This window comes from Gymnodinialimonas ulvae, assembly GCF_037543845.1.
Classification (GTDB): Bacteria; Pseudomonadota; Alphaproteobacteria; order Rhodobacterales; family Rhodobacteraceae; genus Gymnodinialimonas; species Gymnodinialimonas ulvae.
The window spans coordinates 289,906-312,044 of sequence record NZ_JBBIFX010000001.1 but is presented as its reverse complement, the minus strand read 5'-3'; the positions used below and the strand labels follow the sequence as shown (position 1 = coordinate 312,044).

Here is a 22,139-nt window from a genome sequence, read left to right as displayed (position 1 = left end):
TGCGCAGAGAGCCGCGTTAATGCGCCTCTTTTGCCTTGCCGCCCAGGCCAACAGCGCGCAGCGCGGGCATGAGGACTTTGGTGACGACCGGGATCAACGCGAGGCCCACGACGAGCCCGCCGATGCCGTCGATCACGGCCTTCACGAGCCAATTGCCGAAGCCCTCTTCGCCGGCGAGATTTTTGGCGACGGTCTTCACCCAATCCTCGGGGCCGTGCCAGCCCATCTCGGCCACCGCATGCACGATGATCGAGCCGCCGACCCAGAGCATCGCAAGCGTGCCCACGAAGGTCAGCACCTTGAGGAAGGTCGGCATGCCGCGCACGATGGCCGCGCCGATCTTTTGCGTTGTGCCCAGACGTCCGTTCGACGCCATGTGCAGGCCCACGTCATCGGCCTTCACGATCAACGCCACCGCGCCATAGACCAGCGCCGTGATGCCAACCGCGACCACGGCCAGGGCCGCGCCCCGGAACCAGAGCGAATCCGTTTCCAACGCGGCCAGCGCGATGGTCATGATCTCGGCCGACAGGATAAAATCGGTCTTGATCGCGCCCTTCACTTTCTGCTCTTCCAGACGCGCGCTGTCCTCGGCGGACATCTTCTTGGCGACGGCCTCTTGGACATCGTGATGCTTGGGCGAGAGCCAATGGTGAACCTTTTCGGCCCCCTCGAAACACAGATAGGCGCCACCGAAGATCAGGAACACCGGGATCAGCCAGGGCGCGAAAACCGACAGGATCAACGCCGCAGGCAACAGGATGACAAGCTTGTTGAAGATCGACGCCCGCGCGATTTTCCACACGATGGGCAATTCGCGCCGGGCCTCGAAGCCGTGGACGTATTTCGGCGTCACGGCAGCATCATCAATCACCGCACCCGCCGCCTTCGCGCCTGCCTTGCCGGCCTGCGCAATCACATCATCGACCGACGCCGCCGCCACCTTGGCGATGGCCGCCACATCATCGAGAAGCGCCAGAAGTCCGCTCATCTCATTGCCTCCACATGCTTGTGCCCCCCGCAATATACCGTCTCGGGCGGGGCGTCACCGGCCTTTCCGCACGCCTCCACGGGGAAAACCACGGGGAAAACTGGGTGCCGGGTGGCAAGGGGCGGGTCGGTGACCATGGCCACCACCCCGGAAACAACGGCCCGGGCGCGGGAAGGTTCCCAGCCGGTTCGTGCGATCTGCGCGCGCGGTCAGCCGCGGATAGCCGCGGATCGCGATGACCGGCGTGGGGCGCTGAACAATGGGCGCGCGCGGCGGCGACTGTCGCGTTCTGTTAGCGCTCCCACCCAATGTTTGCGCAACCGTTTACGCTAACACACCGAAAAACCACCGTTTTTTTCTTTAACGACTCGGTGTCTGCTCCTATCCAAGGGAGAACGCATCAGGAGGCCATCACATGACCATCACACTCGGCATCAACGGGTTTGGCCGCATCGGCCGCGCAACGCTCGCCCATATCGCGGAAAGCGCGCGCAACGATGTGCAGGTCGTGAAGATCAACGCCACCGGGCCGATCGAGACCAACGCGCATCTGCTGCGCTACGACAGCGTGCATGGCCGCTTCCCCGGCGAGGTTCGGGTCGAGGGCGACACGATGGACCTTGGCCGTGGGCCGATGAAGGTGTTTTCGACCTATGAGCCCGAAGAGCTGGATTGGGAGGGCTGCGATGTGGTCCTTGAGTGCACCGGCAAGTTCAACGACGGCCTGAAAAGTGCCGTGCATCTGGAGCGCGGCGCGAAGAAGGTGCTGATCTCGGCGCCCGCAACCAATGTCGACCGGACGATCGTTTACGGCGTGAACCACCGCGACCTGCGGGCCGAGGATCGGATGATATCGAATGGGTCGTGCACGACGAATTGTCTGGCACCGCTTGTGAAAGTGCTCAACGAGGCCATCGGGATCGAGCGCGGGATCATGACGACGATCCATTCCTACACCGGCGATCAACCGACGCTGGACCGTCGCCACAAGGATTTGTACCGGGCCCGCGCCGCCGCGATGGCGATGATCCCGACCTCGACCGGTGCGGCCAAGGCGTTGAGCCAGGTTCTGCCCGAGATGGAAGGCCGGTTGGACGGCACCGCACTTCGGGTGCCGACGCCGAATGTGTCGGCCGTGGATCTGACGTTCGAGGCCGCGCGCGACGTGACCGTGGCCGATGTCAACGAAGCGGTGGCCGAGGCCGCGGCGGGTCACATGGGCGCGGTGCTGAGCTATGATCCCGAGCCGAAAGTGTCGATTGATTTCAACCACACCCCGCATTCCAGCATCTTCGCCCCGGATCAGACCAAGGTGGTCGGCGGGCGCTCGGTGCGGGTGCTGGCGTGGTACGACAACGAATGGGGCTTCTCGGTGCGCATGGCAGATGTGGCAGGCGCGATGGGTCGGTTGCTGCACTGACGGCGTTACGTCAGGGCGACCCCCTGCATCAGGCGGGCTGTGCCGGCGTCGAGGTACTCGACACGCACGATCCGCCATCCCGATGCCGGGTCGTCGCGCAGGATGTAATTCGCCTCCATCTCGGAGATCAGCGCGCCGAGGCTGGATGTGTTGCGCCAGGTGACGATGGCATTCACGCAGCCGTTGGCGGGCTCCGACACAAACAGCACCTCGGCCTCGGTCAGGGCGTAACTCTCGATCAGCATATTGGCGCGATAGGTCTCGAACGCCGTCTGGATCGCCGCGGCATCAGGCGCATGCAGCGCCCGCTCGCCCATCTTGATCGTGGCCGGAAGCTCGAACATGGCCGCGCATTTGGCCATGTCGCCCGCAGTGAAGAACTGCGCCTTGGCCTTCAGGAAATCGTGCACATTCATGGTAGTCTCGGAATGACTTGATGGAAATTTTGGAATGATTTGACAGACGGCATATAGTGCTTGGCGCGAGATACGACAGGGAAGGGCATCGTTAAATCATGTTTTCGGACGCGCGCGCCCCAGCTCAGGCCAGTGGGATACCGCGCAAGAAACGGTCGTATTGACCGGCCGGAAGGCTCTCCGCAGAACAGATGATCCAGCCGCCGTCGTCGCGCGCGCGGCATTGGAACGAGGCGTCGAAACTGTCGATCTCGGCGCCGGCGTCGTTCACATTGCGATACCGCACAAAGGCATGGGCGATGCCGTCTACCGGGTCGGTGGCGTGGAATTCGACGATCTCGGTGCGCACGTAGCTTTCGACCTGCAAGTTGGCGCGGTAGATGCTCAGCGCGGCCACGACGTCATCCATCGCCGCCGCCGCGAAGGTCGAGGGCCCGATCCGCGCGGTCAGCGGAATTTGCACATCGCGCGCAGAGGCGGCCACGTCCCCAACGGAGTAGAGCCGCGCATTTTCGCGGAAAAATTCTTCGAGAGTCACGGGAAAACCCATGTTGGTGGTGTTAACCGGATAATGTCATGAAACTGGAATACCGGTCAACGTTGTGTCGCCGCGCGGCTTAGGACAACCGCCCATAGAAGGTCATCCGCGCCCTTTCCGAAAGCGCGATACCCGGTTCGGAATTATAGGCCAGAACGGCGAGCATCCGCGTGGTCGCGCCCTCGGTCGGGCTGACGCGGTGGATGGAATTGCGCCCCCGAAACAGGACCAGCGCGCCGGGGTCCATCGCAAGAACGTCGGGCGTGGTCTTGCCGTCGAGAAGGGCCGCGACGGCGGCGTAGTTCATCTCACCGGCATCGGCGTCGCGCAGGTCGCGGATGTATTCGAACCGCCCCCCGTCGTCGGGTTTCTGGATCAGAAGCGTGATCGCGAAGGAGGAATTGTCGAAATGCCAGCCAAGCTCCTGCCCGGTGCGGGCGTAGTGGATGTTGATCGACGACAAAGGATCGGCATAGGGGTGCAACGCGTCCTCGCCGGTGGCCGTCATCACGAAGGCCCGAAACTCCGGCGCGTCGTAAAGACTGCGCAACGGTGACGTCGCGGCCACGGCATCATCGCAAATGCAGCCTTTCGACGAGGTCACCTGCCGGTTGGCGGCATGGTCTGCGGGCCGGGCATCGTCGGGCGGTGTGAGATAGACGGAATGCGACTGCGCGCAGAAATAGGCCTGCGCCTCCCCTGCCCGCGCCTCGGCCTGGATCGCGTCCAGCGCGTCGGCCCGAAGGAATCCCGGCAGCACCAATACGCCGTCGTGGTCAAGCGTCTCGGCACAGGCCGCATCGAAGGCGGGCGTGCCCAACGGGTAACGGGACATGTCAACGATCTGGTTCAACTGCATCTTTATCCCTTCCGGCCAAGTCCGGCCCCTTTGCGCACGGCGGACCTTGCCAAGCACGGCGCAAAAAGGGAAGCCGGATTTCGGGCCCGTCCGCACCGCCGCCCCGCAGCCCCAAAGGCCATCTTTACCAATACGCCCGCCCCGGCCATCCTGCACCGCGATACAACAGGCGCAAGGAGGCTGCACGATGTCCGACACCTACCTGATCACGGCCAGCGAGATTGCCGCGATGGAGGGGCTGGCCAAGGTCCATTTCCGCAACCCCAACGCCAAACGCATCAACAAATCATTGGGCGATGCGACCGGGCTGAGCGGGCTTGGCATCCACCTGATCGAGGTCGCGCCGGGCGATGAGACCACCGAATACCACGTCCATTACCACGAAGATGAAGCGGTCTTCATCCTGTCGGGCACCGGCACCGCCATGATCGGCGAGGCCGCACATGCCATCGGTCCGGGCGATTTCATCGGCTACCGCGCGGGCGGTCTGGGCCACACGATCACCAACACCGGCACCCGGACCCTGCGCATCCTCGTGATGGGGCAGCGGCTGGATCACGACGTCGCCGATTATGCGCGGCAAAAGAAGCGCATATTCCGCAACAAGGGCCTTGAATACGCGCTGGTCGATCACGACGCGATCAGCCATCCGGTGTTTGGCGCGAAGAAATAGCCTTCCGCCCGCCCGCGACCCATGGCAGGGTCCGCGCCGATGACAAATACGCTTGCCATATGGATCGTGATTGTGCTGGCCGGCTGCGCGGCAGTAGACGCCGTCCTGTTCGACTGGTCCAATTCGATGTTCCTGGCGCAGAAGTTTCTGGCCGTCCTGCGCTGGATGGCGTTCTGGCGATAAGGCGCTCGCACCGCCCCCCGGTGGCGAAACACGCAACGATTGCACCCTTTCCAACGCCACATCCACAGGCTATGCAGCACATGTTAACGCTAACACATGCGCAGGCATTCCCGCGACCCTCGCACGCCCGCGCTGCCATTGGACGTCAGGAGGCTCACACATGGCCGTCAAAGTTGCCATCAACGGATTTGGCCGGATCGGGCGCAACGTTCTGCGCGCGATCATCGAATCCGGTCGCACGGATATCGAAGTGGTCGCGATCAACGACCTGGGCCCGGTGGAAACCAACGCGCACCTGCTGCGCTATGACAGCGTGCATGGCCGCTTCCCCGCGACGGTCACGACGACCGAGACCACGATCGACGTGGGCCGCGGCCCGATCGAGGTGACCGCGATCCGCAACCCCGCCGACCTGCCATGGGCCCATGTCGATATCGTTCTGGAATGCACCGGCATCTTCACCTCGAAAGAGGCCTGTCAGGCGCATCTGGAAAACGGATCGAGCCGGGTCCTGATCTCGGCGCCCGGCAAGGACGCGGACAAGACCATCGTCTTCGGGGTCAACGACAACGCGCTGACCGCGGACGATATCGTGGTCTCGAACGCATCGTGCACGACGAATTGCCTGTCGCCCGTGGCGAAGGTGCTCAACGACGCGGTCGGTATCACCAAGGGCTTCATGACGACGATCCACAGCTACACCGGCGACCAGCCGACGCTGGATACGATGCACAAGGACCTCTACCGCGCGCGCGCCGCCGCGATGAGCATGATCCCGACCTCGACGGGCGCGGCCAAGGCCGTGGGCCTGGTGCTGCCGGAGTTGAACGGCAAGCTTGACGGCGTAGCGATCCGCGTGCCGACGCCGAACGTGTCGGTTGTGGACCTGACGTTCGAGGCCACGCGCGCCACCTCGATGGAGGAGATCAACGCCGCGATAATCGCCGCTGCCGATGGCCCGCTGAAAGGCATCCTTGGCTACACGGATGAGCCGCTCGTCAGCACGGATTTCAATCACGATCCGCATTCGTCGATCTTCCACCTCGACCAGACCAAGGTGCTGGACGGCACTATGGTGCGCATCCTGAGCTGGTATGACAACGAATGGGGCTTCTCCAACCGGATGTCGGACACGGCGGTGGCGATGGGCAAGCTGATCTGAGCAGAACGGATGGCGCGGCGCATTTGATCGAAATCGCGCCCGCCCACGGCACGCCCACGGCACGCCCCTTATGCGCGCGGCACATCCCATAGCGGGACGGCGGTCCTTTCATCTTGCCAGAAAAACCTCCGCCGGAGGCATAAAACTCTTTTGGCGGGCGGATCGCCTGTGGCACCACGTCAGCAATTCACATTGGAGCCCCCGAAATGAGCTGGAAGACCCTCGACGACATGGACCTTGCGGGCAAGATCGTCCTGACCCGCGTTGATATCAACGTGCCCGTGGAAGACGGCAAGGTGACCGACGCGACACGTATCGAACGCATCGCGCCGACGATCCGGGATATTCTGGCGGCCGATGGAACGCCGGTGATGCTGGCCCATTTCGGGCGGCCCAAGGGGCAGGTTGTGCCCGAGATGAGCCTGCGGATCACCCTGCCCGCGTTGGAGGCGGCCCTTGGGCAGAGCGTGACCTTCATCGAGCGCCCGGACCGTGCGGCACTTGATGCGGCGACCGGCCCGGTCCTGATCGAGAACACTCGGTTTTCCGCGATGGAAGAGGGCAATGATCCGAAGATGGCGGCCTTCCTGGCCTCGCTTGGCGACATCTATTGCAACGACGCTTTTTCCGCCGCGCACCGCGCGCATGCCTCGACCGAAGGTGTGGCGAAGTTGCTGCCCAGTTGCGCGGGCCGGTTGATGGCCGAGGAATTGGGCGCGTTGGAAAAGGCCCTCGGGCAACCGGAGCGGCCCGTGATGGCGCTGGTCGGGGGCGCGAAGGTGTCGACCAAGCTCGACCTTTTGCGCAACCTTGTGGACAAGGTCGATGTGCTGGTGATCGGCGGCGGCATGGCCAACACGTTTCTTGCCGCGCAGGGCGTGGATGTGGGCAAATCGCTTTGTGAGCATGACCTGGCGGAGACGGCGCGCGAGATTGCCGCGAAGGCCGCCGCGCAGGGCTGCGAGATCCTGTTGCCCCGCGACGTGGTGATCGCCCGGGAGTTCAAGGCGGGGGCGGCGTCGGAGGTGGTCGCCACCGAAAACGTGCCTGCCGATGCGATGATCCTCGATGCCGGGCCCGAAAGCGTGGCCCATATCGTGCAGACGCTGGGGCGGGTGAAGACGCTGGTGTGGAACGGACCGTTGGGCGCCTTCGAGATCGCACCGTTCGACGCGGCCACGGTTGCGGCGGCGCGGGCGGCGGCAGAGGCCACGCAGGCGGGCGCGTTGATCTCGGTGGCGGGCGGCGGCGATACGGTCGCGGCGCTCAATCATGCCGGGGTGGCGGGCGATTTCACCTATATCTCGACCGCGGGCGGCGCGTTTCTGGAATGGATGGAGGGCAAGACCCTGCCCGGCGTCGCGGCATTGATGGGCGAAGGCTAGGACGTCACTCCAATTGCAGGCTCGAAGCCTGCCAAGACAGAGTGTTTCCGGCACGGGGCCGCATCTGGTAGCGCTACCCTGATTGCTGGACACGGCACCACGGCCTACACGAACACCCAAACCTAACGGATGGAGACCGGCCATGGCGACGGCAGAGCAAATACGACAGATGCAACAGGGCGCGGGCTTCATCGCCGCGCTGGACCAATCCGGCGGCTCCACGCCGAAGGCCCTGAAGCTCTACGGCGTGGCGGAAGATGCCTATGGCTCGGACGACGAGATGTTCGACCTGATCCACCAGATGCGCTCGCGGATCGCCTGCGCGCCGGATTTCACCGGCAACAAGGTGATCGGTGCGATCCTGTTCGAGAAGACCATGGACCGCGACATCGCGGGCCGGCCTTCGGCGGAGTTCTTGTGGGGCGAGCGGCAGGTCGTGCCGTTCCTCAAGATCGACAAGGGGCTGGAGGCGGCGGGCGATGGCGTGCAGATGCTCAAACCGATGCCGGAGCTGGACGCGACCCTGAAACGCGCCTCGGAGAAGGGGATTTTCGGCACCAAGGCGCGCTCCGTCATTGCCGAAGCCGATGCCAAGGGCATTGCGGCCAATGCAGCGCAACAATTCGAAGTCGGCGCGCAGGTTCTGAGCCACGGCATGGTGCCGATTATCGAGCCCGAAATCTCGATCACCGCGCCGGACAAGGCCGAGGCAGAAAAGATGCTGCTGGATGCGATCCTTGCCGAGTTGGACAAGGTGCCGGGCGACCGCCAGATCATGCTGAAGCTGACGCTGCCGGAAACGCCGGGCCATTACGCGCCGCTGGTGGCGCATCCGCGCGTGATGCGGGTGGTCGCGCTGTCGGGCGGCTATTCGCGCGACGAGGCCAACGGGCGATTGGCGCAGAACCATGGCGTCATCGCCAGCTTCAGCCGCGCCCTAACCGAGGGGTTGAGCGCCGAGCAGGATGACGCCGCGTTCAACAGCGCGATCGGCCGGACCATCGACGATATTTACAAAGCCTCTGTGACCTGAGCCGCGCCCTCGGGCGTTGAGGATGCACAGACTTGGGGTCCCGGCGATGCGCCGGGGCCTTCTGCTTTTGGGCTTTGGGTGTGTGGGATGTTTGAGGGGGCTTGAGGGCGTTGTCCATTGTTCTTTGTTTGCGGGGCGCTGCCGTTATTCTTTGTTTGGGGGGCCCTGCCCCCGGCGCCTTCGGCGCCTCCCCCGGAGTATTTTTGAAACAAGGAAGCAGGGGCCGGGCGCGGGTTGGCAGGGCCGGGAATGGGGGCATGTGACGCGGGGGATTCCCAAGCGCGTCGGAATATGCGAATCTGTCTGAAACAGGCCCGTCAGAGGCCGACACGCGAGGCCCGACGCCGGGTCCAATGAGGCAGAACCATGTTGCGAACCCTATCGCTGAGCCGGGCCCTTGTGCCGGGCGCGCTTTTCCTTGTCGGCATCTATTTCACCTTCACCGCGGTGCAGGGCAACAACGGCCTGTTTCAGCGCATTCAGGTGGAGGCCGAGCGCGATCGGCTGGAGATCGAGCTGGCGCGGCTGGAGCGCCAGGTGGATCGGATGGAAATCCTGACGTTGCGCCTGTCGGACGAGTACCTTGATCTGGATCTGCTCGACGAGCGCGTGCGCGATGTGCTGGGATACGCGCGGCCTGATGAGTTGATCCTGCCGTGATTTTGCGCAGCCTCGCGGCCCTCTTGCGGCACGCCACGCGGTGATCCACCCCATTTCATCCCCGGCCCGGAGCGTTTCCCGCGCTGCATAGCGGGTCTGTTCCCCTGCGTCAGGTTGACGGGAAGACTCTGCGCTGCAATGCTGCTAGGAGATGGTTCAACGTTAAACTATTCCCGTTTCGGGGGAGGAGAGGCGCAGAATGGCCGCACGCAAAGCCACGGCGAAGGCAAAAGCCAAGCCGAATGTTTCAGCCGACGAGTTGAAGAAATATTACCGTGAAATGCTGCTGATCCGCCGCTTCGAGGAGAAGGCCGGACAGCTTTACGGCATGGGCCTGATCGGGGGGTTCTGCCACCTCTATATCGGGCAGGAAGCCGTTGTTGTGGGCCTTGAGGCCGCTGCGGAAGAGGGCGACAAGCGCATCACATCGTATCGCGACCACGGCCATATGCTGGCCTGCGGGATGGATCCCAAGGGCGTGATGGCCGAGTTGACCGGTCGCGAGGGCGGCTATTCGAAGGGCAAGGGCGGCTCGATGCACATGTTCTCGAAAGAGAAGCATTTCTACGGCGGCCATGGCATCGTCGCGGCCCAGGTGCCGATTGGCGCGGGCCTTGCCTTTGCCGACAAATACCTCGGCAATGATCGCGTGACCTTTACCTATTTCGGCGATGGCGCGGCCAACCAGGGCCAGGTCTACGAGGCCTATAACATGGCCGAGTTGTGGAACCTGCCGTGCATTTTTGTCATTGAAAACAACCAATACGCCATGGGCACCTCGACACAGCGCTCGACCCATTCGCCATCCTATTGGGAACGCGGCGCGGCCTACGGGATCAAGGGCGAAGAGGTCGACGGGATGGACGTGCTGGCCGTGAAGGCCGCAGGAGAGAAGGCCGTGGCGGTCTGCCGGGCGGGCGAAGGCCCGTATATTCTTGAGATCAAGACCTATCGCTATCGCGGGCATTCGATGTCGGACCCCGCCAAGTACCGCACCCGCGAAGAGGTGCAGGAGATGCGCGAAAAGCGCGACGCGATCGAGAACGTGCGGCAGATGTTGCTGACCGGCGGGCATGCGTCGGAGGACGACCTCAAGGCGATCGACAAGGAGATCAAGGAGATCGTCAACGCAAGCGCCGAGTTCGCCAAGGAAAGCCCCGAGCCCGCGCTTGAGGAGCTTTGGACCGACATCTATGCCGACGAACTTCCGCAAGGGGAGGCTGTGTAAATGGCAACTGAAATTCTGATGCCCGCCCTGTCGCCCACCATGGAAGAAGGCACGCTGTCGAAATGGCTGGTCAAGGAAGGCGATACGGTCGCGTCCGGTGACATCCTGGCCGAGATCGAGACCGACAAGGCCACGATGGAATTCGAGGCCGTCGATGAAGGCGTGATCGGCAAGATCCTGGTTGCGGAAGGCACCGAAGGCGTGAAGGTGAACACCCCCATCGCCGTGATCGGCGAAGAGGGCGAAGACATGTCCGCGGCCAGCGCGCAAAGCGCCCCTGCCCCGGCGGCGCTTGAGACCTCCGAAGGGAAGGCCGATCCGGCCCCAGCCACCGCCGCGACGCCATCGGCCCCGGCGGCACCGACCCCGGACCAGAGCCCCGATTACCCCGAGGGCACGGCGATGAAGACCCAGACCGTGCGCGAGGCGCTGCGCGATGCGATGGCCGAGGAAATGCGCTCTGACGAGGGTGTCTTCGTCATGGGCGAGGAAGTGGCCGAGTATCAGGGCGCCTACAAGGTGACCCAGGGACTGCTTGATGAATTCGGTGCGCGGCGCGTGATCGACACGCCGATCACCGAGCATGGATTTGCCGGGATCGGGGTCGGGGCCGCGTTCGGGGGCCTGAAGCCGATTGTCGAATTCATGACGTTCAACTTTGCCATGCAAGCCATTGACCATATTATCAATTCGGCGGCCAAGACGCTGTATATGTCGGGCGGTCAGATGGGGGCGCCGATGGTGTTCCGTGGCCCCAATGGGGCGGCGGCGCGTGTGGGTGCGCAGCATTCTCAGGATTACGCAGCCTGGTACAGCCAGATCCCCGGCCTGAAGGTGGTGATTCCCTATGCGGCCTCGGATGCGAAAGGTCTGCTGAAGACCGCGATCCGGGACCCCAACCCGGTGATCTTCCTGGAAAACGAGATCCTCTACGGGCGCTCGTTCGAGGTGCCGGATCTGGACGATTTCACCGTGCCGTTCGGCAAGGCGAAGATCTGGCGCGAGGGCACGGATGTGACGCTGGTGTCCTTCGGGATCGGCATGACCTACGCGTTGGAGGCGGCTGACAAGCTGGCCGAGGATGGGATTTCGGCCGAGGTGATCGACCTGCGCACGCTGCGTCCGCTTGATTACGACACGCTGCTGGCCTCGGTCATGAAGACCAACCGCTGCGTGACCGTGGAAGAAGGTTTCCCGGTCTGCTCGATCGGCAACCACCTGTCGGCGTACCTGATGCAGAACGCGTTCGATTACCTCGACGCGCCGGTGATCAATTGCACCGGCAAGGACGTGCCCATGCCCTATGCGGCCAACCTGGAACGCCACGCGCTGATCACCACCGATGAGGTGATCGGGGCCGTCAAACAGGTGACCTACCGGTGATGGAAACCCCGACGAACTACAAAGCCGCAGTCCCGGGAGGGGATTGGTGGGCGACATACTACAACGGCAAAAGCTTTTGGTTTGAACGTGTCGTAATTTTTTGCGCCATGCTCGATCCCGAAGACCGTGATCGAGAGCAATTCGTCGGTATCGACCAAGTATGTTTGAACAACCGAATTAACCAAATATGCGAAGAACAAGGCTGGTTCTTGGGCTACGCCCATTCATCAGAATTTGCCGAATTGGGGGAAACCTTGAGCGAGGTCGCGCAGCAAAAAATGCTGGCGCTTCACGAACGGCTTAAAGAAGAGGAAAAACTGTAGTCATGCCCACTGAAATCCTCATGCCCGCCCTCTCCCCCACGATGGAAGAGGGCACGCTGGCCAAATGGCTGGTGAAAGAAGGCGACACCGTGAGCTCCGGCGACCTTTTGGCCGAGATCGAGACCGACAAGGCGACGATGGAATTCGAGGCCGTCGACGAAGGCGTCATCGGCAAGATCCTGGTGGCCGAGGGCACCGAAGGGGTGAAGGTCAACACGGCCATCGCGCTGATCGGGGAAGAGGGCGAGGATTTCTCGGCAGCGCCCGAACCGGCGGCGGCCCCCACGGCTGAGGCGGCACCGGCTGAAGCCGCGGCACCTGCCGCCAATGCAAGCGCCCCTGCCCCGTCGCCCGCCCCCGCGGCTCCGGCCACGGCGGATGGGACACGCATTTTCGCCTCTCCACTGGCGCGACGGATCGCCAAGGACAAGGGCCTCGACCTGAGCCAGATCAAAGGCTCGGGCCCACATGGCCGCATCGTGAAGGCGGATGTCGAAGGGGTCAGCGCAAAGCCCGCCGCGGCACCTTCCGCCGAGGCCGCGCCGAAAGCCGCAGCCCCCGTAAGCGGTGCGATGCCGACCGGGCCGAGCGCCGAACAGGTCCTCAAGATGTACGAGGGCCGCGCGTTCGAAGAGGTCAAGTTGAACGGGATGCGCCGGACCGTGGCCGCGCGCCTGACCGAGGCAAAACAGACGATCCCGCATTTCTACCTGCGCCGGGATATCCATCTGGATGCGTTGTTGAAATTCCGGTCGCAGCTCAACAAACAGCTCGAGCCACGGGGCGTGAAGCTCAGCGTGAATGACTTCGTGATCAAGGCCTGCGCGCTGGCCCTGCAACAGGTGCCCGATGCCAATGCCGTTTGGGCGGGCGACCGGATGATCAAGCTCACGCCGTCGGATGTTGCGGTGGCCGTGGCCGTCGATGGCGGATTGTTCACGCCGGTTCTGCAGGACAGCGACACCAAGAGCCTTTCGGCCCTCTCGGCGGAGATGAAGGACCTCGCGTCGCGCGCACGCGATGGCAAGCTGGCACCCCATGAATATGTCGGCGGGTCGTTTGCGATCTCGAACCTCGGGATGATGGGGATCGAGAACTTCGACGCCGTCATCAACCCGCCGCACGGGGCCATCCTTGCGGTCGGGGCCGGTGTGAAAAAGCCGGTTGTGGGTGCGGATGGCGAATTGACCGTGGCAACGGTCATGTCGACCACCTTGTCGGTCGATCACCGCGTCATCGACGGCGCGTTGGGGGCGGAGCTTCTGGCCGCGATCAAGGACAACCTTGAAAATCCGATGGTTATGCTCGCGTGAGGCGCGCCATGCGAGGGGCCAGCCCCTCGCGCTCCCCGAGGTATTTCGGACCAATGGAAGATAGGGCGCCCCGGCAACGGTGGCGCCCTTCCCTTGGGGCATGCTGCATCTGCGGTGGCGGGTTTCCCGTACCTGACCCGCGCGCCACATTCATGCCACATTCGGGCATGGCATTCTTTCGTTGGGTCGGGGCCTCTTATGCACCATTATTATTTTTCCGAGATTGATTTTCTGACCGTCTGCCGAGCGATCGGGTTGATCGGATTTTTCCTCTATGTCACTGGTTTCTTTTGTTTATCCGTTGGCAAACTGGACAGTTCGCGGCCGTTGTATTTTGGTCTGGTTCTGGTGGCGGCAACGTGTGTGATGATCTCGCTCTGGGCGGATTTCAACCTGCCCGCGGCGCTGATCCAGGGGTTCTACATCCTGATGTCGGCGGGCGGGATCGTGATGCGCCGTCAACGCCTGACGCAGGCGGCTTGAGCGCAAAAAATTCATTAGATACCCGTCACTTCGCACCATTGACCGGGGGCCAGATCGGTCAGGTCATGGGGGCCGATGGAGTGGCGGACAAGTCGGATCACCGGGAAGCCCACGGCGGCGCACATGCGGCGGACCTGGCGGTTCTTGCCCTCCGACAGGGTCAGTTTCACCCAGGTGTCGGTGATGGATTTGCGGATGCGCACGGGCGGCTCGCGCGGCCAGAGCCAGTCCGGCGTTGGCACGTTTTCGGCTTTGCAGGGGGCGGTTTGACCGTCTTTCAACCGAACGCCATTTTCCAATTTTTTCAACATGTCATCATCGGGCACGCCTTCGACCAACGCGTAGTATACTTTGGGTTTCTTGAACTTGGGCGATGAGATGCGGGCCTGCAAACGGCCATCATCCGTGAGCAGAAGCAGGCCTTCCGAGTCGCGGTCGAGACGGCCCGCCGCATAGACGCCCTTGGGCAGATTGAAGCCGTCAAGCGCGGGCCAGCCGCCTTCGGAGGTGAATTGCGAAAGCACGTTCATCGGCTTGTTGAAAGCGATCAGCATGGAGCCCCCGAAATACGTTCCGGCGAAGGGGTTTGCGCGCATCTGAACGCGTCCTTTCCGGAACCTTCGTTGACGTGAGCGCGGTTTTCCGGCGCTTTCGCGATGCGTTCAACTGGACGCATCGGGGGCCTTTCCGGCGTCGAATTTCTCCAGCCAACGCGGCGGCGCGGCTTCCCGCCAAGTGCGCCGAAGCCGTGCCTCGGCCCAATCGCGGTCGATGCGGCCAGCGGCGACGAGGATCAGGCCGTGTTTGGCGTAGTGGTCGTGATGGAGGAAGGTGTCGGGGTCGGCGGCGCGGAGCATCTCGCGTTCCTCGATGGAGCCTTTGAAGATGGCGGCGTCCACGTATGGGGACCACCAGCACCAGAGTTTGCCATGGGCTTTGAGGGTGGGGTTGCCCCAGGAGACGGCGTCTTCGACGCGTGGAAGGTCGAGGGACAGGGCGAAGGCACGCAAGTCGGGCCAGGTGGCGATGGGGTCAGACATCCCTTAGCGTTGTCCATTTCTCGATCATTGCCTTGTGGACGACGTTTGCCAGATTGTCGTCATCATAAGCGTCCGCATTTGTGACATGGCCATCAACGCGACCAACCTTCACGATTTCGGTGCCGTCGCGCCAGACCATTTGCAGGCCGTGTTCCGCCTCCCATGGGACATTCGCCTCGACGCTGACATACCAGGCCTCGTCGGTGTGGCTTCCCTCTTGGAGGCTGATCGCGAGCGGAGTGACATGGGGCCAAATGGCCTCAGCTTTTTCGATCTGCGGCAAGGGATGGTCGGGCCATCCGTCGCCATCAAGCAATTCCATCGTGTCGCGGTAATACGCGTAGACGTGGCGCGCCACGGGGGCGAGGGTTTCGGGCGGGAGAACAAGGAAACGCGACAGAAGCGCCTGACCTGTTGCCGGAAGTGGCTCGGGATCGGGCCAGCGTTTGATCTCGGCCCCGTCGAACATTGCGATGTGATCAGTCTCGACATCTGGAAGATTCATCAATGCGCCTCGGCCCAGTTCGCCCCCTGCCCCGCATCCACCACAAGGGGCACGTCGAGTTTGATCGCCGGATCGCAGGCGCCCTGCATCACGTCGCGGGCGGTGTCGATGAGGCAGTCCGTGGCGTCTTCGTCGACCTCGAAGATGAGTTCGTCGTGGACCTGCAAAAGCATCGTGGCGGGCAGATCGGCGATGGCGGCGTCCATGCGGATCATGGCGCGGCGGATGATGTCGGCGGCCGTCCCCTGAATGGGCGCGTTGATCGCGGCGCGACCGGCGAAACCGGCACCGGGGCCTTTGGCGTTGATCTCGGGGGTGTGGATTTTACGACCGAAAAGCGTTTCGACGTAGAGGTGATCCTTGGCGAATTTCTTGGTGTCATCCATGTAGATTCGGATACCGGGGAAGCGCTCGAAGTAGCGGTCGATGAAGCCCTGCGCCTCGGCCCGTGGAATGCGCAAGTTGCGCGCAAGGCCGAAGCCGGAGATGCCGTAAATGACGCCGAAATTGATTGCTTTGGCCTGCCTGCGGACGTCGGGCGTCATGTCTTCCAGGGGAACATTGAACATCTCGGAGGCGGTGGCGGCGTGGATATCCTGACCGTCGCGGAAGGCTTCCTTGAGGGCGTCGATGCCCGCGATATGGGCGAGGATACGCAGCTCGATCTGGGAATAGTCGAGCGAGACCAATACCTTGCCGGGTTCGGCAACGAAGGCTTCTCGGATGCGGCGGCCTTCCTCGGTGCGGACGGGAATGTTCTGCAGGTTCGGGTCAGTGGAGGCGAGACGGCCCGTATTGGCGCCCGCGATGGAATAGGAGGTGTGGACGCGGCCCGTGTCGGGGTTGATATGTTCCTGCAGCGCGTCGGTGTAGGTGGATTTGAGTTTCGAAAGCTGCCGCCAATCGAGGACGCGGGCGGGGAGGTCATGTTCGGTGGCAAGATCTTCTAGAACATCTGCGCCAGTGGAATATTTGCCGGTCTTGCCCTTTTTGCCGCCCTCAAGGCCCATCTTGTCGAACAGGATTTCGCCAAGCTGCGCGGGTGAGCCGACGTTGAAGCTTTCCCCGGCCAGTTCGTGGATCTCGGCCTCAAGCCCCGCCATCTTCTGGGCGAAGGCGTTGGACATACGGGAAAGCACGTCGCGATCCACCTTGATGCCAGAGCGTTCCATGCGCGCGAGGACCGGGACCATGGGGCGTTCAAGCCGCTCGTAAACGCGGGTGACATGTTCGCGGTGGAGGCGTGGTTTGAAGAGTTTGTGGAAGCGGAGCGTGATGTCGGCGTCTTCGGCGGCATAGGGCGCGGCCTTGTCGATATCGACCTGATCGAAGGTGATGGCGGATTTGCCAGACCCGATCAACTCCTTGATTGGAATGGGAGAATGGCCCAGGTAGCGGTCGGAGAGCGCATCCATCCCGTGGCCATGCAGGCCGCCATGGAGGGCGTAGGAGAGAAGCATCGTGTCGTCGATGGGGGCCACGTCGATGCCGTAGCGGGCGAGGACTTTGACGTCGTATTTCGCGTTCTGGGCGATCTTGATGACGCTTGGGTTTTCGAGGAGCGGTTTGAGGGCCTTGAGCGCGTCGTCGAGGGGGATCTGGCCGTCCGCGAGGGAGGTATCGGCGAAGAGATCATCGCCGCCGCCGCGATGTTGCAGCGGGATGTAGCAGGCGTGACCGGGCGCGACACAGAGCGAGACGCCGACCAATTCGGCGGCCATTTCATTGAGCGACGTGGTTTCCGTGTCGAAGGCCACCTCGCCGCGCGCAACGGCATGATCGACCCAGCTTTGCAGCGTGGCGAGGTCGCGGATCGTGTCGTATTTCGCGTCCTTGAGGTCTGGCATTTCGGGGGCGTCGGGGGCGGCCTCGGGCGCGGGTTCGGCGATGGTGGGGGCCTCTGTACCGAGGTGATCCGCGACCCGTTTGGTAAGCGTGCGGAATTCCATATCCGCGAGGAATTCCAGAAGCTTATCGGCTTCGGGTGCGCGCACGTCGAGTTCATCGAGCGTCTCGTCCAGCGTCACCTGATCGTCCAGCAGGACGAGTTGGCGCGAGAGGCGGATCTGATCGGCGTGGTCAATCAGGGTCTGACGGCGTTTGGGCTGCTTGATCTCGTCGGCACGGGCGAGAAGCGTGTCGAGATCACCGTATTCATTTATAAGAAGGGCGGCGGTCTTGATGCCAATCCCCGGCGCACCGGGCACGTTGTCGACACTGTCACCGGCCAGCGCCTGCACATCGACGACGCGGTCGGGACCGACGCCGAACTTCGCCTCAACTCCTTCAGTGTCGATGACGACGTTCTTCATCGGGTCGAGCATGTCGACCCCCCCGCCGACAAGTTGCATCAGATCCTTGTCTGACGAGATGATGGTGCACCGGCCCCCCGCCTCGCGCGCCTGCCGACTGAGCGTGGCGATGATGTCGTCGGCCTCGAACCCCTCCAACTCGATGCAGGCCAGGTTGAAGGCGCGCGTCGCATCGCGGGTCAGCGGGATCTGCGGGCGCAGGTCTTCGGGCATGGCCTCGCGGTTGGCCTTGTATTGATCGTAGAGGTCGTTGCGGAAGGTGTGGCTGCCCTTGTCGAACACCACCGCGACATGGGTCGGCGCGTCGCGGGTGTCGTTGATCATCTTCCACAACAGGTTGCAAAATCCACTGACCGCGCCAATCGGCAGGCCATCGGATTTGCGCGTGAGCGGCGGCAGGGCATGGTAGGCGCGGAAGATGAACGCCGAGCCATCGACGAGGTGAAGATGATGCCCTTTTCCAAATGCCATTTGCGCGCCCTCTCTGCTTTGGAAGTGTTCTATCGCGCCGGGCGCGCGGCTGCGAGGCGGATTTTCACACATCGCCCCGGAGTGCGGTTGAACGGAGGCTGCGCGGCCCCAGGTTTTCGGGATGAGCGGAGCATTTGATGGAGGGTTACGAATGAAACGGCTTTGCAATGTGGCGGCGTTTGGTGCGCTTCTTGCGCTTCCCGCACAGGCGCAGATGATGCTGGACCAAAGCTGCATCCTGGATACCGGGCAGCAGACCTCGTGCACCCATGCGATTGCCTGCATCGGCGGCGACACGTTGTTTGTGGGCGGTGCGACGGGCTGGGACAGCGGTACGCTCTCGGGCACCTTGTCGACCGGGGCGCATTGCGGCGGCACATGGAACAGTGCAGAAAATACTGTTCGATTTGAATGTGATGACGGACAAAGCGGTCAGGTCATCTATTGGAGCCAGGATCCGGAAACCGGCACGGCGCTCGGCACCGGAGAGACGCTCGCGGGGCGCCCGATCGAAGCGTGGAGCGGCAACAACATCGCCGATTACGTGATGCGCGAGACCGGAGAGGTGACCCTGAAATGCGGCATCACGGAGGTCCCGCTCAGCTAAGACCGGCCCGCCAGAGCGACAGGCGCAGGCTGTAGGGTGTGGGCGTCCAGGCGCCGATGTCGACACCGGCGGCGCGCAGGCTGCGCCCGACCCAGGTGTTGCAGGTGCGAAAGACGTGGAACCGGCCCGCCGCCACGACAAATCCATCGGTTGCGGTGAAGCCGACCCCGGGCAGTGGCGGGCCGTCGATGGTTGCGGCGATCTCGGCCAGCAGGGCCTGATATTGCACGGCGCTGAGCCGGAGCCTTGGGTACGCCGCACCGGGCGCAATCGGCCCCAGCACATCGACACGCAGAACCGAGGCGTCGCCCGCGACCGCGCGCGCCGCCGCGGAGAGCGTGATATCGGCGTAAGTCCCTGCGGTGGTGTAGAAATCCTGCGCGCCCCAGCCGACGATGAGATGCGCCACACCGGGATCGTCGAGCGGCACACCCGCCGCCGCCACGGGCGCGAGGGCCGCGCGCGTCTCGGCGCTGGCCGGCAGCAGGAAATCGACATGGATCGGTCCGAACAACAGGCCGATCTCAACCTCTTCGGGCGCCTCCGGCATCTCTCCTACCGGCCCCGGCACCAGCCCGCCCAAGGCCGCCGCCACCAGATAGGCCGCCAAAACGCCAAGAGCCGCCCCAACAAGGCGGCCCGTTAAGCGCAAAACGCGGCGCATCACGTTGCCGGTTCGGCAAAATCCCGATGGATGTATTTCTTGTCGCAATAACCGCATTCGACCTCACCGGTCACCCGGCTGAGCGACAGCCAGACGCGCGGATGCCCCAACGCGCCCTCGCCCCCGTCACAGGCCACACGCCATTGGTCCACTACTTCGGTCTCGGGGGCCTGCATGCTCATTTGGCGCGTCCTTGCAACAAATCCGCCCGCTCTATCGCACCTCCCCGATATCCGGGCAAGAGGCCCGATGCCGCGCCCCTTTCATCTTGCCCGAAAAACCTCGGGGGCCAGCGTCCTTTCCCACAGGAAAGGGCGCGCAGGGGGCAGCGCCCCCTCATACAAAAGGATTGCACTGCAAGTGCGCAATTTCCGAAAGGGCCGCGCGGTCAGTCCGCCTTTTGCAGCATCCGCCCAAGCGGACGCCCGCCAAGAATGTGCATGTGATAATGCGGCACCTCCTGCACCGCATCCTCGCCTGCGTTGGAGATCGTGCGATACCCGGCCCCGCCGCCGTCGGGGGCCACGCCCAGATCGGCGCAGATCTTGGCAGCCACGCGGTGGAAATCGGCAATCTCCGCGTCGCTCGCTTCGGCCGCGAAGTGATCGAAACACACGTAAGCGCCCTTCGGGATCACCAGAACATGCACCGGCGCCTGCGGATAGATGTCGTTGAATGCCAGCGTATGCGCGGTTTCCTCCACCGTCTGGTTCGGGATCTCGCCGCGCAGGATCTTGGCGAAAATGTTCTGATCGTCGTAATCGTAGGCCATATCCGCCCCCTTCAATCGGCAAACAAATGCTGGGTTTCGGCCAGCTCTCGCCCCGTGTCGTGATCGATCCCGAAGAATTCCGCAAGCACCGCGCCGTTGTCCTGCGCGCCGCGCCCCTCTTTCAGGCGCCAGTGCTGCTTAAATTCCTCTTCGCGGATCGCGACCTGCTCATCGAGGAATTCGTGCCGCAGGGTGGGCAGAAGCCGTTCGATCACCTCGCCGGGTGTATCCTGGGTCGCGAGGCCCACACGGTGCGCATGGCCCACGAGATATTGGTCGTCGAAGGTGCATTGCACTTCCAGAATCCGTGCATTCGCCCGGTCCGACATGAAATCACGCATCAGGTCGAGATTGGCCGGATCGAGGCAAATCATCAGCCGTTCGGTGCCGTAATAATCGAACAGCATCCGCACCAGCGCGCGGCGGTGCCGGTTGCGCTTGTCGAGCGTGCGTTCGATCCCGCCCAGATGCGGCACCCGGCAGCCGGCCTCATCAAAGAGGTATTCGATCCCCGTCACGTCCAACTTGTCGGCCGACGCCTTCAGCAAGCGCTTGGCAACGTGCCATTTCTTGCACACCACCATATAGAGGTCGCGGTCCGACCCAAGCGTGCTTTCGCGTTCCCAAAAGCGCGTCCCGAAGCGTTTGCCGACGCGGCCCCGCCCGGTCAGGAAGGCGTGCAGCTTCGGACCCTCCTGCGAAGTGGCGAAATCCTTGCGCTCCGAGCTCCACAACGCGCCGAGGCGTTTCTTGAGCTGGGTCGCCTCCGAGCTGATCTTGCGGGCGAACAGGTAATCCTGACTGATCAGCAGGTCATATTGGTCGTTATAGAAGGTCACCGGCATGCCGTAATCGCTGAACAATTTGAAGGTCAGCGTGCGGCTTTCGATCTCGCGCGTGGGCACCAGATGGCGCACCAGGGTTTGAAAGAAGGTCTCGTCGGGGATCCAGGTGGTGCGGAAGAAGCGGATCAGGTCGGGCCGCGCCTTGCAAAACGCCAGGATCGCCTCGATCGTCGTGCGGCGTAGGCACCACCATTGCGAGCCGATCATCACCTGAATGTCGTCGGGTACCTTGCGCTCCATCCCCAGTTTTCGCTGCAGTTTGAACGCGTTGTAGAACAGCCGCTTGTGAACGCGTTCGTTGAAGAAATGCCGGTAGATCAGCCGCTCGCCCTTGAAGCCGGTCTTGATCCAGTCGGAGTTGAAGAAATCGAAGCTTTCGACGTAGTCGACGTCGCGCGCATCCAGAAAGCGATGCGCATAGGCGGCCGATTTGACCGAGGCGCAATCGCCCGAGAGCATGTAAAAATGGCTGGCCTTGGGAAAGGCGTCGACGGCGGCTTCGAGCGCGTGGATCGTGGCCTGCACCAGCGACCATTGCCCCCAGCCGCATTTGATCCGCCGGGTCGCGAAGGTCACGCCCGCGTTGTCCTTGAGCGCGTCGGTGATGGCCGTGAAATCCGCCGCCTTGGCGCGCGCGTCGAAATGGATCGACACATAGTCGCCCGTCGCCGTCAGCCGTTCCGCCTGCTGAATGACGCTGGCCGGATCTTTGTGGCACAGAAGGATGAAGGCGATTTTTGCCATGCTCGAAACATTTGCCCTTTTCTGAGGCTTATTATCCTATCTTTAATAAATTATGTGCGTTGATGCGACACCAATTCTTTGTAATTTAAGATGGATAAGGTCTGGTTAAGCGGACCGGCAGGCGGAAGG

25 protein-coding genes are annotated in these 22,139 nt (G+C 63.0%); 13 read left to right on the top strand and 12 right to left on the bottom strand.

Translation table 11 applies throughout. From position 1 onward, the window contains the following. Window positions 1-16 precede the first annotated feature (16 nt). The gene (locus V8J83_RS01480) at window positions 17-991 is read right to left on the bottom strand and encodes a DUF808 domain-containing protein (protein ID WP_339982711.1); all 975 of its coding nucleotides are present in this window, start codon (window positions 989-991) and stop codon (window positions 17-19) included. 415 nt (window positions 992-1,406) lie between these two features. Here V8J83_RS01480 and gap (V8J83_RS01475) point away from each other — a divergent pair, with 415 nt between their 5' ends. Next, a complete protein-coding gene (gene gap / locus V8J83_RS01475) occupies window positions 1,407-2,411 on the top strand; it encodes a type I glyceraldehyde-3-phosphate dehydrogenase (RefSeq protein WP_339982709.1) in 1,005 nt (334 codons plus the stop codon). Between the two features lie 5 nt (window positions 2,412-2,416). On the opposite strand, the gene V8J83_RS01470 is transcribed toward gap (V8J83_RS01475), so the two are convergent. The 3 genes from V8J83_RS01470 to V8J83_RS01460 form a co-directional block, all read right to left on the bottom strand. Continuing rightward, the gene (locus V8J83_RS01470) at window positions 2,417-2,827 is read right to left on the bottom strand and encodes a DUF6841 family protein (protein ID WP_339982707.1); all 411 of its coding nucleotides are present in this window, start codon (window positions 2,825-2,827) and stop codon (window positions 2,417-2,419) included. 124 nt (window positions 2,828-2,951) lie between these two features. After that, entirely contained in the window at window positions 2,952-3,365 is a 414-nt protein-coding gene (locus V8J83_RS01465) for a DUF6841 family protein (protein WP_339982705.1), read from the bottom strand. 79 nt (window positions 3,366-3,444) lie between these two features. Next, the gene (locus tag V8J83_RS01460; protein ID WP_339982703.1) at window positions 3,445-4,224 is read right to left on the bottom strand and encodes a HalD/BesD family halogenase; all 780 of its coding nucleotides are present in this window, start codon (window positions 4,222-4,224) and stop codon (window positions 3,445-3,447) included. 187 nt (window positions 4,225-4,411) lie between these two features. Between V8J83_RS01460 and V8J83_RS01455 the strand changes: the two genes are divergently transcribed. From V8J83_RS01455 to V8J83_RS01405, 11 genes are all read left to right on the top strand, one after another. Then, window positions 4,412-4,897, top strand: coding sequence for a cupin domain-containing protein (locus tag V8J83_RS01455; RefSeq protein WP_339982701.1), 486 nt, complete (start codon window positions 4,412-4,414; stop codon window positions 4,895-4,897). A gap of 39 nt (window positions 4,898-4,936) precedes the next feature. Continuing rightward, window positions 4,937-5,080 carry a hypothetical protein gene (locus V8J83_RS01450; protein ID WP_339982699.1) on the top strand — a complete coding sequence of 48 codons (144 nt, stop codon included), beginning with the start codon at window positions 4,937-4,939 and terminating at the stop codon, window positions 5,078-5,080. A 160-nt stretch (window positions 5,081-5,240) separates the two neighbouring features. Then, window positions 5,241-6,242, top strand: coding sequence for a type I glyceraldehyde-3-phosphate dehydrogenase (gene gap / locus V8J83_RS01445; RefSeq protein ID WP_339982697.1), 1,002 nt, complete (start codon window positions 5,241-5,243; stop codon window positions 6,240-6,242). A gap of 206 nt (window positions 6,243-6,448) precedes the next feature. Then, entirely contained in the window at window positions 6,449-7,627 is a 1,179-nt protein-coding gene (locus tag V8J83_RS01440) for a phosphoglycerate kinase (protein WP_339982695.1), read from the top strand. Between the two features lie 142 nt (window positions 7,628-7,769). Then, complete coding sequence (locus V8J83_RS01435; RefSeq protein WP_339982693.1) at window positions 7,770-8,660, top strand: fructose bisphosphate aldolase; 891 nt, start codon at window positions 7,770-7,772, stop codon at window positions 8,658-8,660. Window positions 8,661-9,026: 366 nt separating this feature from the next. Further along, complete coding sequence (locus V8J83_RS01430) at window positions 9,027-9,320, top strand: FtsB family cell division protein (RefSeq protein WP_339982691.1); 294 nt, start codon at window positions 9,027-9,029, stop codon at window positions 9,318-9,320. A gap of 199 nt (window positions 9,321-9,519) precedes the next feature. Further along, the gene (gene pdhA / locus V8J83_RS01425) at window positions 9,520-10,548 is read left to right on the top strand and encodes a pyruvate dehydrogenase (acetyl-transferring) E1 component subunit alpha (RefSeq protein WP_339982690.1); all 1,029 of its coding nucleotides are present in this window, start codon (window positions 9,520-9,522) and stop codon (window positions 10,546-10,548) included. After that, window positions 10,549-11,931, top strand: coding sequence for a pyruvate dehydrogenase complex E1 component subunit beta (locus V8J83_RS01420; RefSeq protein WP_339982688.1), 1,383 nt, complete (start codon window positions 10,549-10,551; stop codon window positions 11,929-11,931). Beyond that, window positions 11,931-12,254, top strand: a complete 324-nt coding sequence (locus V8J83_RS01415; protein ID WP_339982686.1) for a hypothetical protein — start codon at window positions 11,931-11,933, stop codon at window positions 12,252-12,254. The genes V8J83_RS01420 and V8J83_RS01415 overlap by 1 nt, the downstream gene beginning before the upstream one ends. A 2-nt stretch (window positions 12,255-12,256) precedes the next feature. Further along, window positions 12,257-13,567, top strand: coding sequence for a pyruvate dehydrogenase complex dihydrolipoamide acetyltransferase (locus V8J83_RS01410; RefSeq protein ID WP_339982684.1), 1,311 nt, complete (start codon window positions 12,257-12,259; stop codon window positions 13,565-13,567). Between the two features lie 198 nt (window positions 13,568-13,765). Next, window positions 13,766-14,050 (top strand): CBU_0592 family membrane protein, encoded by a 285-nt coding sequence (locus tag V8J83_RS01405; protein WP_339982682.1) that lies wholly within the window; start codon window positions 13,766-13,768, stop codon window positions 14,048-14,050. A 14-nt stretch (window positions 14,051-14,064) separates the two neighbouring features. Here the strand turns inward: V8J83_RS01405 and V8J83_RS01400 are convergent, their stop codons facing one another. From V8J83_RS01400 to polA, 4 genes are all read right to left on the bottom strand, one after another. Next, the gene (locus tag V8J83_RS01400; protein ID WP_339982680.1) at window positions 14,065-14,646 is read right to left on the bottom strand and encodes a pseudouridine synthase; all 582 of its coding nucleotides are present in this window, start codon (window positions 14,644-14,646) and stop codon (window positions 14,065-14,067) included. Window positions 14,647-14,712: 66 nt separating this feature from the next. Next, window positions 14,713-15,090: an MmcQ/YjbR family DNA-binding protein gene (locus tag V8J83_RS01395; RefSeq protein WP_339982678.1), complete on the bottom strand. Its 378-nt coding sequence runs from the start codon at window positions 15,088-15,090 to the stop codon at window positions 14,713-14,715. Beyond that, entirely contained in the window at window positions 15,083-15,595 is a 513-nt protein-coding gene (locus V8J83_RS01390) for a DUF6985 domain-containing protein (RefSeq protein WP_339982676.1), read from the bottom strand. The genes V8J83_RS01395 and V8J83_RS01390 overlap by 8 nt, the downstream gene beginning before the upstream one ends. Then, complete coding sequence (gene polA / locus V8J83_RS01385) at window positions 15,595-18,378, bottom strand: DNA polymerase I (protein WP_339982674.1); 2,784 nt, start codon at window positions 18,376-18,378, stop codon at window positions 15,595-15,597. The genes V8J83_RS01390 and polA overlap by 1 nt, the downstream gene beginning before the upstream one ends. Before the next feature lie 151 nt (window positions 18,379-18,529). On the opposite strand from polA, the gene V8J83_RS01380 reads away from it, so the two are divergent. Beyond that, a complete protein-coding gene (locus tag V8J83_RS01380; RefSeq protein ID WP_339982672.1) occupies window positions 18,530-18,985 on the top strand; it encodes a hypothetical protein in 456 nt (151 codons plus the stop codon). On the opposite strand, the gene V8J83_RS01375 is transcribed toward V8J83_RS01380, so the two are convergent. The 4 genes from V8J83_RS01375 to V8J83_RS01360 all read right to left on the bottom strand — a co-directional run bounded on the left by V8J83_RS01375 (window position 18,978) and on the right by V8J83_RS01360 (window position 22,010). Then, window positions 18,978-19,649 carry a DUF2459 domain-containing protein gene (locus tag V8J83_RS01375; RefSeq protein WP_339982670.1) on the bottom strand — a complete coding sequence of 224 codons (672 nt, stop codon included), beginning with the start codon at window positions 19,647-19,649 and terminating at the stop codon, window positions 18,978-18,980. The genes V8J83_RS01380 and V8J83_RS01375 overlap by 8 nt on opposite strands. Continuing rightward, window positions 19,649-19,831, bottom strand: coding sequence for a zinc-finger domain-containing protein (locus tag V8J83_RS01370; RefSeq protein WP_339982669.1), 183 nt, complete (start codon window positions 19,829-19,831; stop codon window positions 19,649-19,651). The genes V8J83_RS01375 and V8J83_RS01370 overlap by 1 nt, the downstream gene beginning before the upstream one ends. Before the next feature lie 206 nt (window positions 19,832-20,037). Continuing rightward, window positions 20,038-20,421 (bottom strand): histidine triad nucleotide-binding protein, encoded by a 384-nt coding sequence (locus tag V8J83_RS01365; RefSeq protein WP_339982667.1) that lies wholly within the window; start codon window positions 20,419-20,421, stop codon window positions 20,038-20,040. Between the two features lie 11 nt (window positions 20,422-20,432). Next, entirely contained in the window at window positions 20,433-22,010 is a 1,578-nt protein-coding gene (locus V8J83_RS01360; protein WP_339982664.1) for a DUF5928 domain-containing protein, read from the bottom strand. Between the last annotated feature and the right edge of the window lie 129 nt (window positions 22,011-22,139).

Excerpts from the sequence above, each read along its gene's own strand:
- V8J83_RS01480 (WP_339982711.1), bottom strand. The coding sequence starts at position 991 with ATGAGCGGACTTCTGGCGCTTCTCGATGATGTGGCGGCCATCGCCAAG.
- gap (WP_339982709.1), top strand. The coding sequence starts at position 1,407 with ATGACCATCACACTCGGCATCAACGGGTTTGGCCGCATCGGCCGCGCA.
- V8J83_RS01470 (WP_339982707.1), bottom strand. The coding sequence starts at position 2,827 with ATGAATGTGCACGATTTCCTGAAGGCCAAGGCGCAGTTCTTCACTGCG.
- V8J83_RS01460 (WP_339982703.1), bottom strand. The coding sequence starts at position 4,224 with ATGCAGTTGAACCAGATCGTTGACATGTCCCGTTACCCGTTGGGCACG.
- V8J83_RS01455 (WP_339982701.1), top strand. The coding sequence starts at position 4,412 with ATGTCCGACACCTACCTGATCACGGCCAGCGAGATTGCCGCGATGGAG.
- V8J83_RS01450 (WP_339982699.1), top strand. The coding sequence starts at position 4,937 with ATGACAAATACGCTTGCCATATGGATCGTGATTGTGCTGGCCGGCTGC.
- gap (WP_339982697.1), top strand. The coding sequence starts at position 5,241 with ATGGCCGTCAAAGTTGCCATCAACGGATTTGGCCGGATCGGGCGCAAC.
- V8J83_RS01440 (WP_339982695.1), top strand. The coding sequence starts at position 6,449 with ATGAGCTGGAAGACCCTCGACGACATGGACCTTGCGGGCAAGATCGTC.
- V8J83_RS01435 (WP_339982693.1), top strand. The coding sequence starts at position 7,770 with ATGGCGACGGCAGAGCAAATACGACAGATGCAACAGGGCGCGGGCTTC.
- V8J83_RS01430 (WP_339982691.1), top strand. The coding sequence starts at position 9,027 with ATGTTGCGAACCCTATCGCTGAGCCGGGCCCTTGTGCCGGGCGCGCTT.
- pdhA (WP_339982690.1), top strand. The coding sequence starts at position 9,520 with ATGGCCGCACGCAAAGCCACGGCGAAGGCAAAAGCCAAGCCGAATGTT.
- V8J83_RS01420 (WP_339982688.1), top strand. The coding sequence starts at position 10,549 with ATGGCAACTGAAATTCTGATGCCCGCCCTGTCGCCCACCATGGAAGAA.
- V8J83_RS01415 (WP_339982686.1), top strand. The coding sequence starts at position 11,931 with ATGGAAACCCCGACGAACTACAAAGCCGCAGTCCCGGGAGGGGATTGG.
- V8J83_RS01410 (WP_339982684.1), top strand. The coding sequence starts at position 12,257 with ATGCCCACTGAAATCCTCATGCCCGCCCTCTCCCCCACGATGGAAGAG.
- V8J83_RS01405 (WP_339982682.1), top strand. The coding sequence starts at position 13,766 with ATGCACCATTATTATTTTTCCGAGATTGATTTTCTGACCGTCTGCCGA.
- V8J83_RS01400 (WP_339982680.1), bottom strand. The coding sequence starts at position 14,646 with ATGCGCGCAAACCCCTTCGCCGGAACGTATTTCGGGGGCTCCATGCTG.
- V8J83_RS01395 (WP_339982678.1), bottom strand. The coding sequence starts at position 15,090 with ATGTCTGACCCCATCGCCACCTGGCCCGACTTGCGTGCCTTCGCCCTG.
- V8J83_RS01390 (WP_339982676.1), bottom strand. The coding sequence starts at position 15,595 with ATGAATCTTCCAGATGTCGAGACTGATCACATCGCAATGTTCGACGGG.
- polA (WP_339982674.1), bottom strand. The coding sequence starts at position 18,378 with ATGGCATTTGGAAAAGGGCATCATCTTCACCTCGTCGATGGCTCGGCG.
- V8J83_RS01380 (WP_339982672.1), top strand. The coding sequence starts at position 18,530 with ATGAAACGGCTTTGCAATGTGGCGGCGTTTGGTGCGCTTCTTGCGCTT.
- V8J83_RS01375 (WP_339982670.1), bottom strand. The coding sequence starts at position 19,649 with ATGCGCCGCGTTTTGCGCTTAACGGGCCGCCTTGTTGGGGCGGCTCTT.
- V8J83_RS01370 (WP_339982669.1), bottom strand. The coding sequence starts at position 19,831 with ATGAGCATGCAGGCCCCCGAGACCGAAGTAGTGGACCAATGGCGTGTG.
- V8J83_RS01365 (WP_339982667.1), bottom strand. The coding sequence starts at position 20,421 with ATGGCCTACGATTACGACGATCAGAACATTTTCGCCAAGATCCTGCGC.
- V8J83_RS01360 (WP_339982664.1), bottom strand. The coding sequence starts at position 22,010 with ATGGCAAAAATCGCCTTCATCCTTCTGTGCCACAAAGATCCGGCCAGC.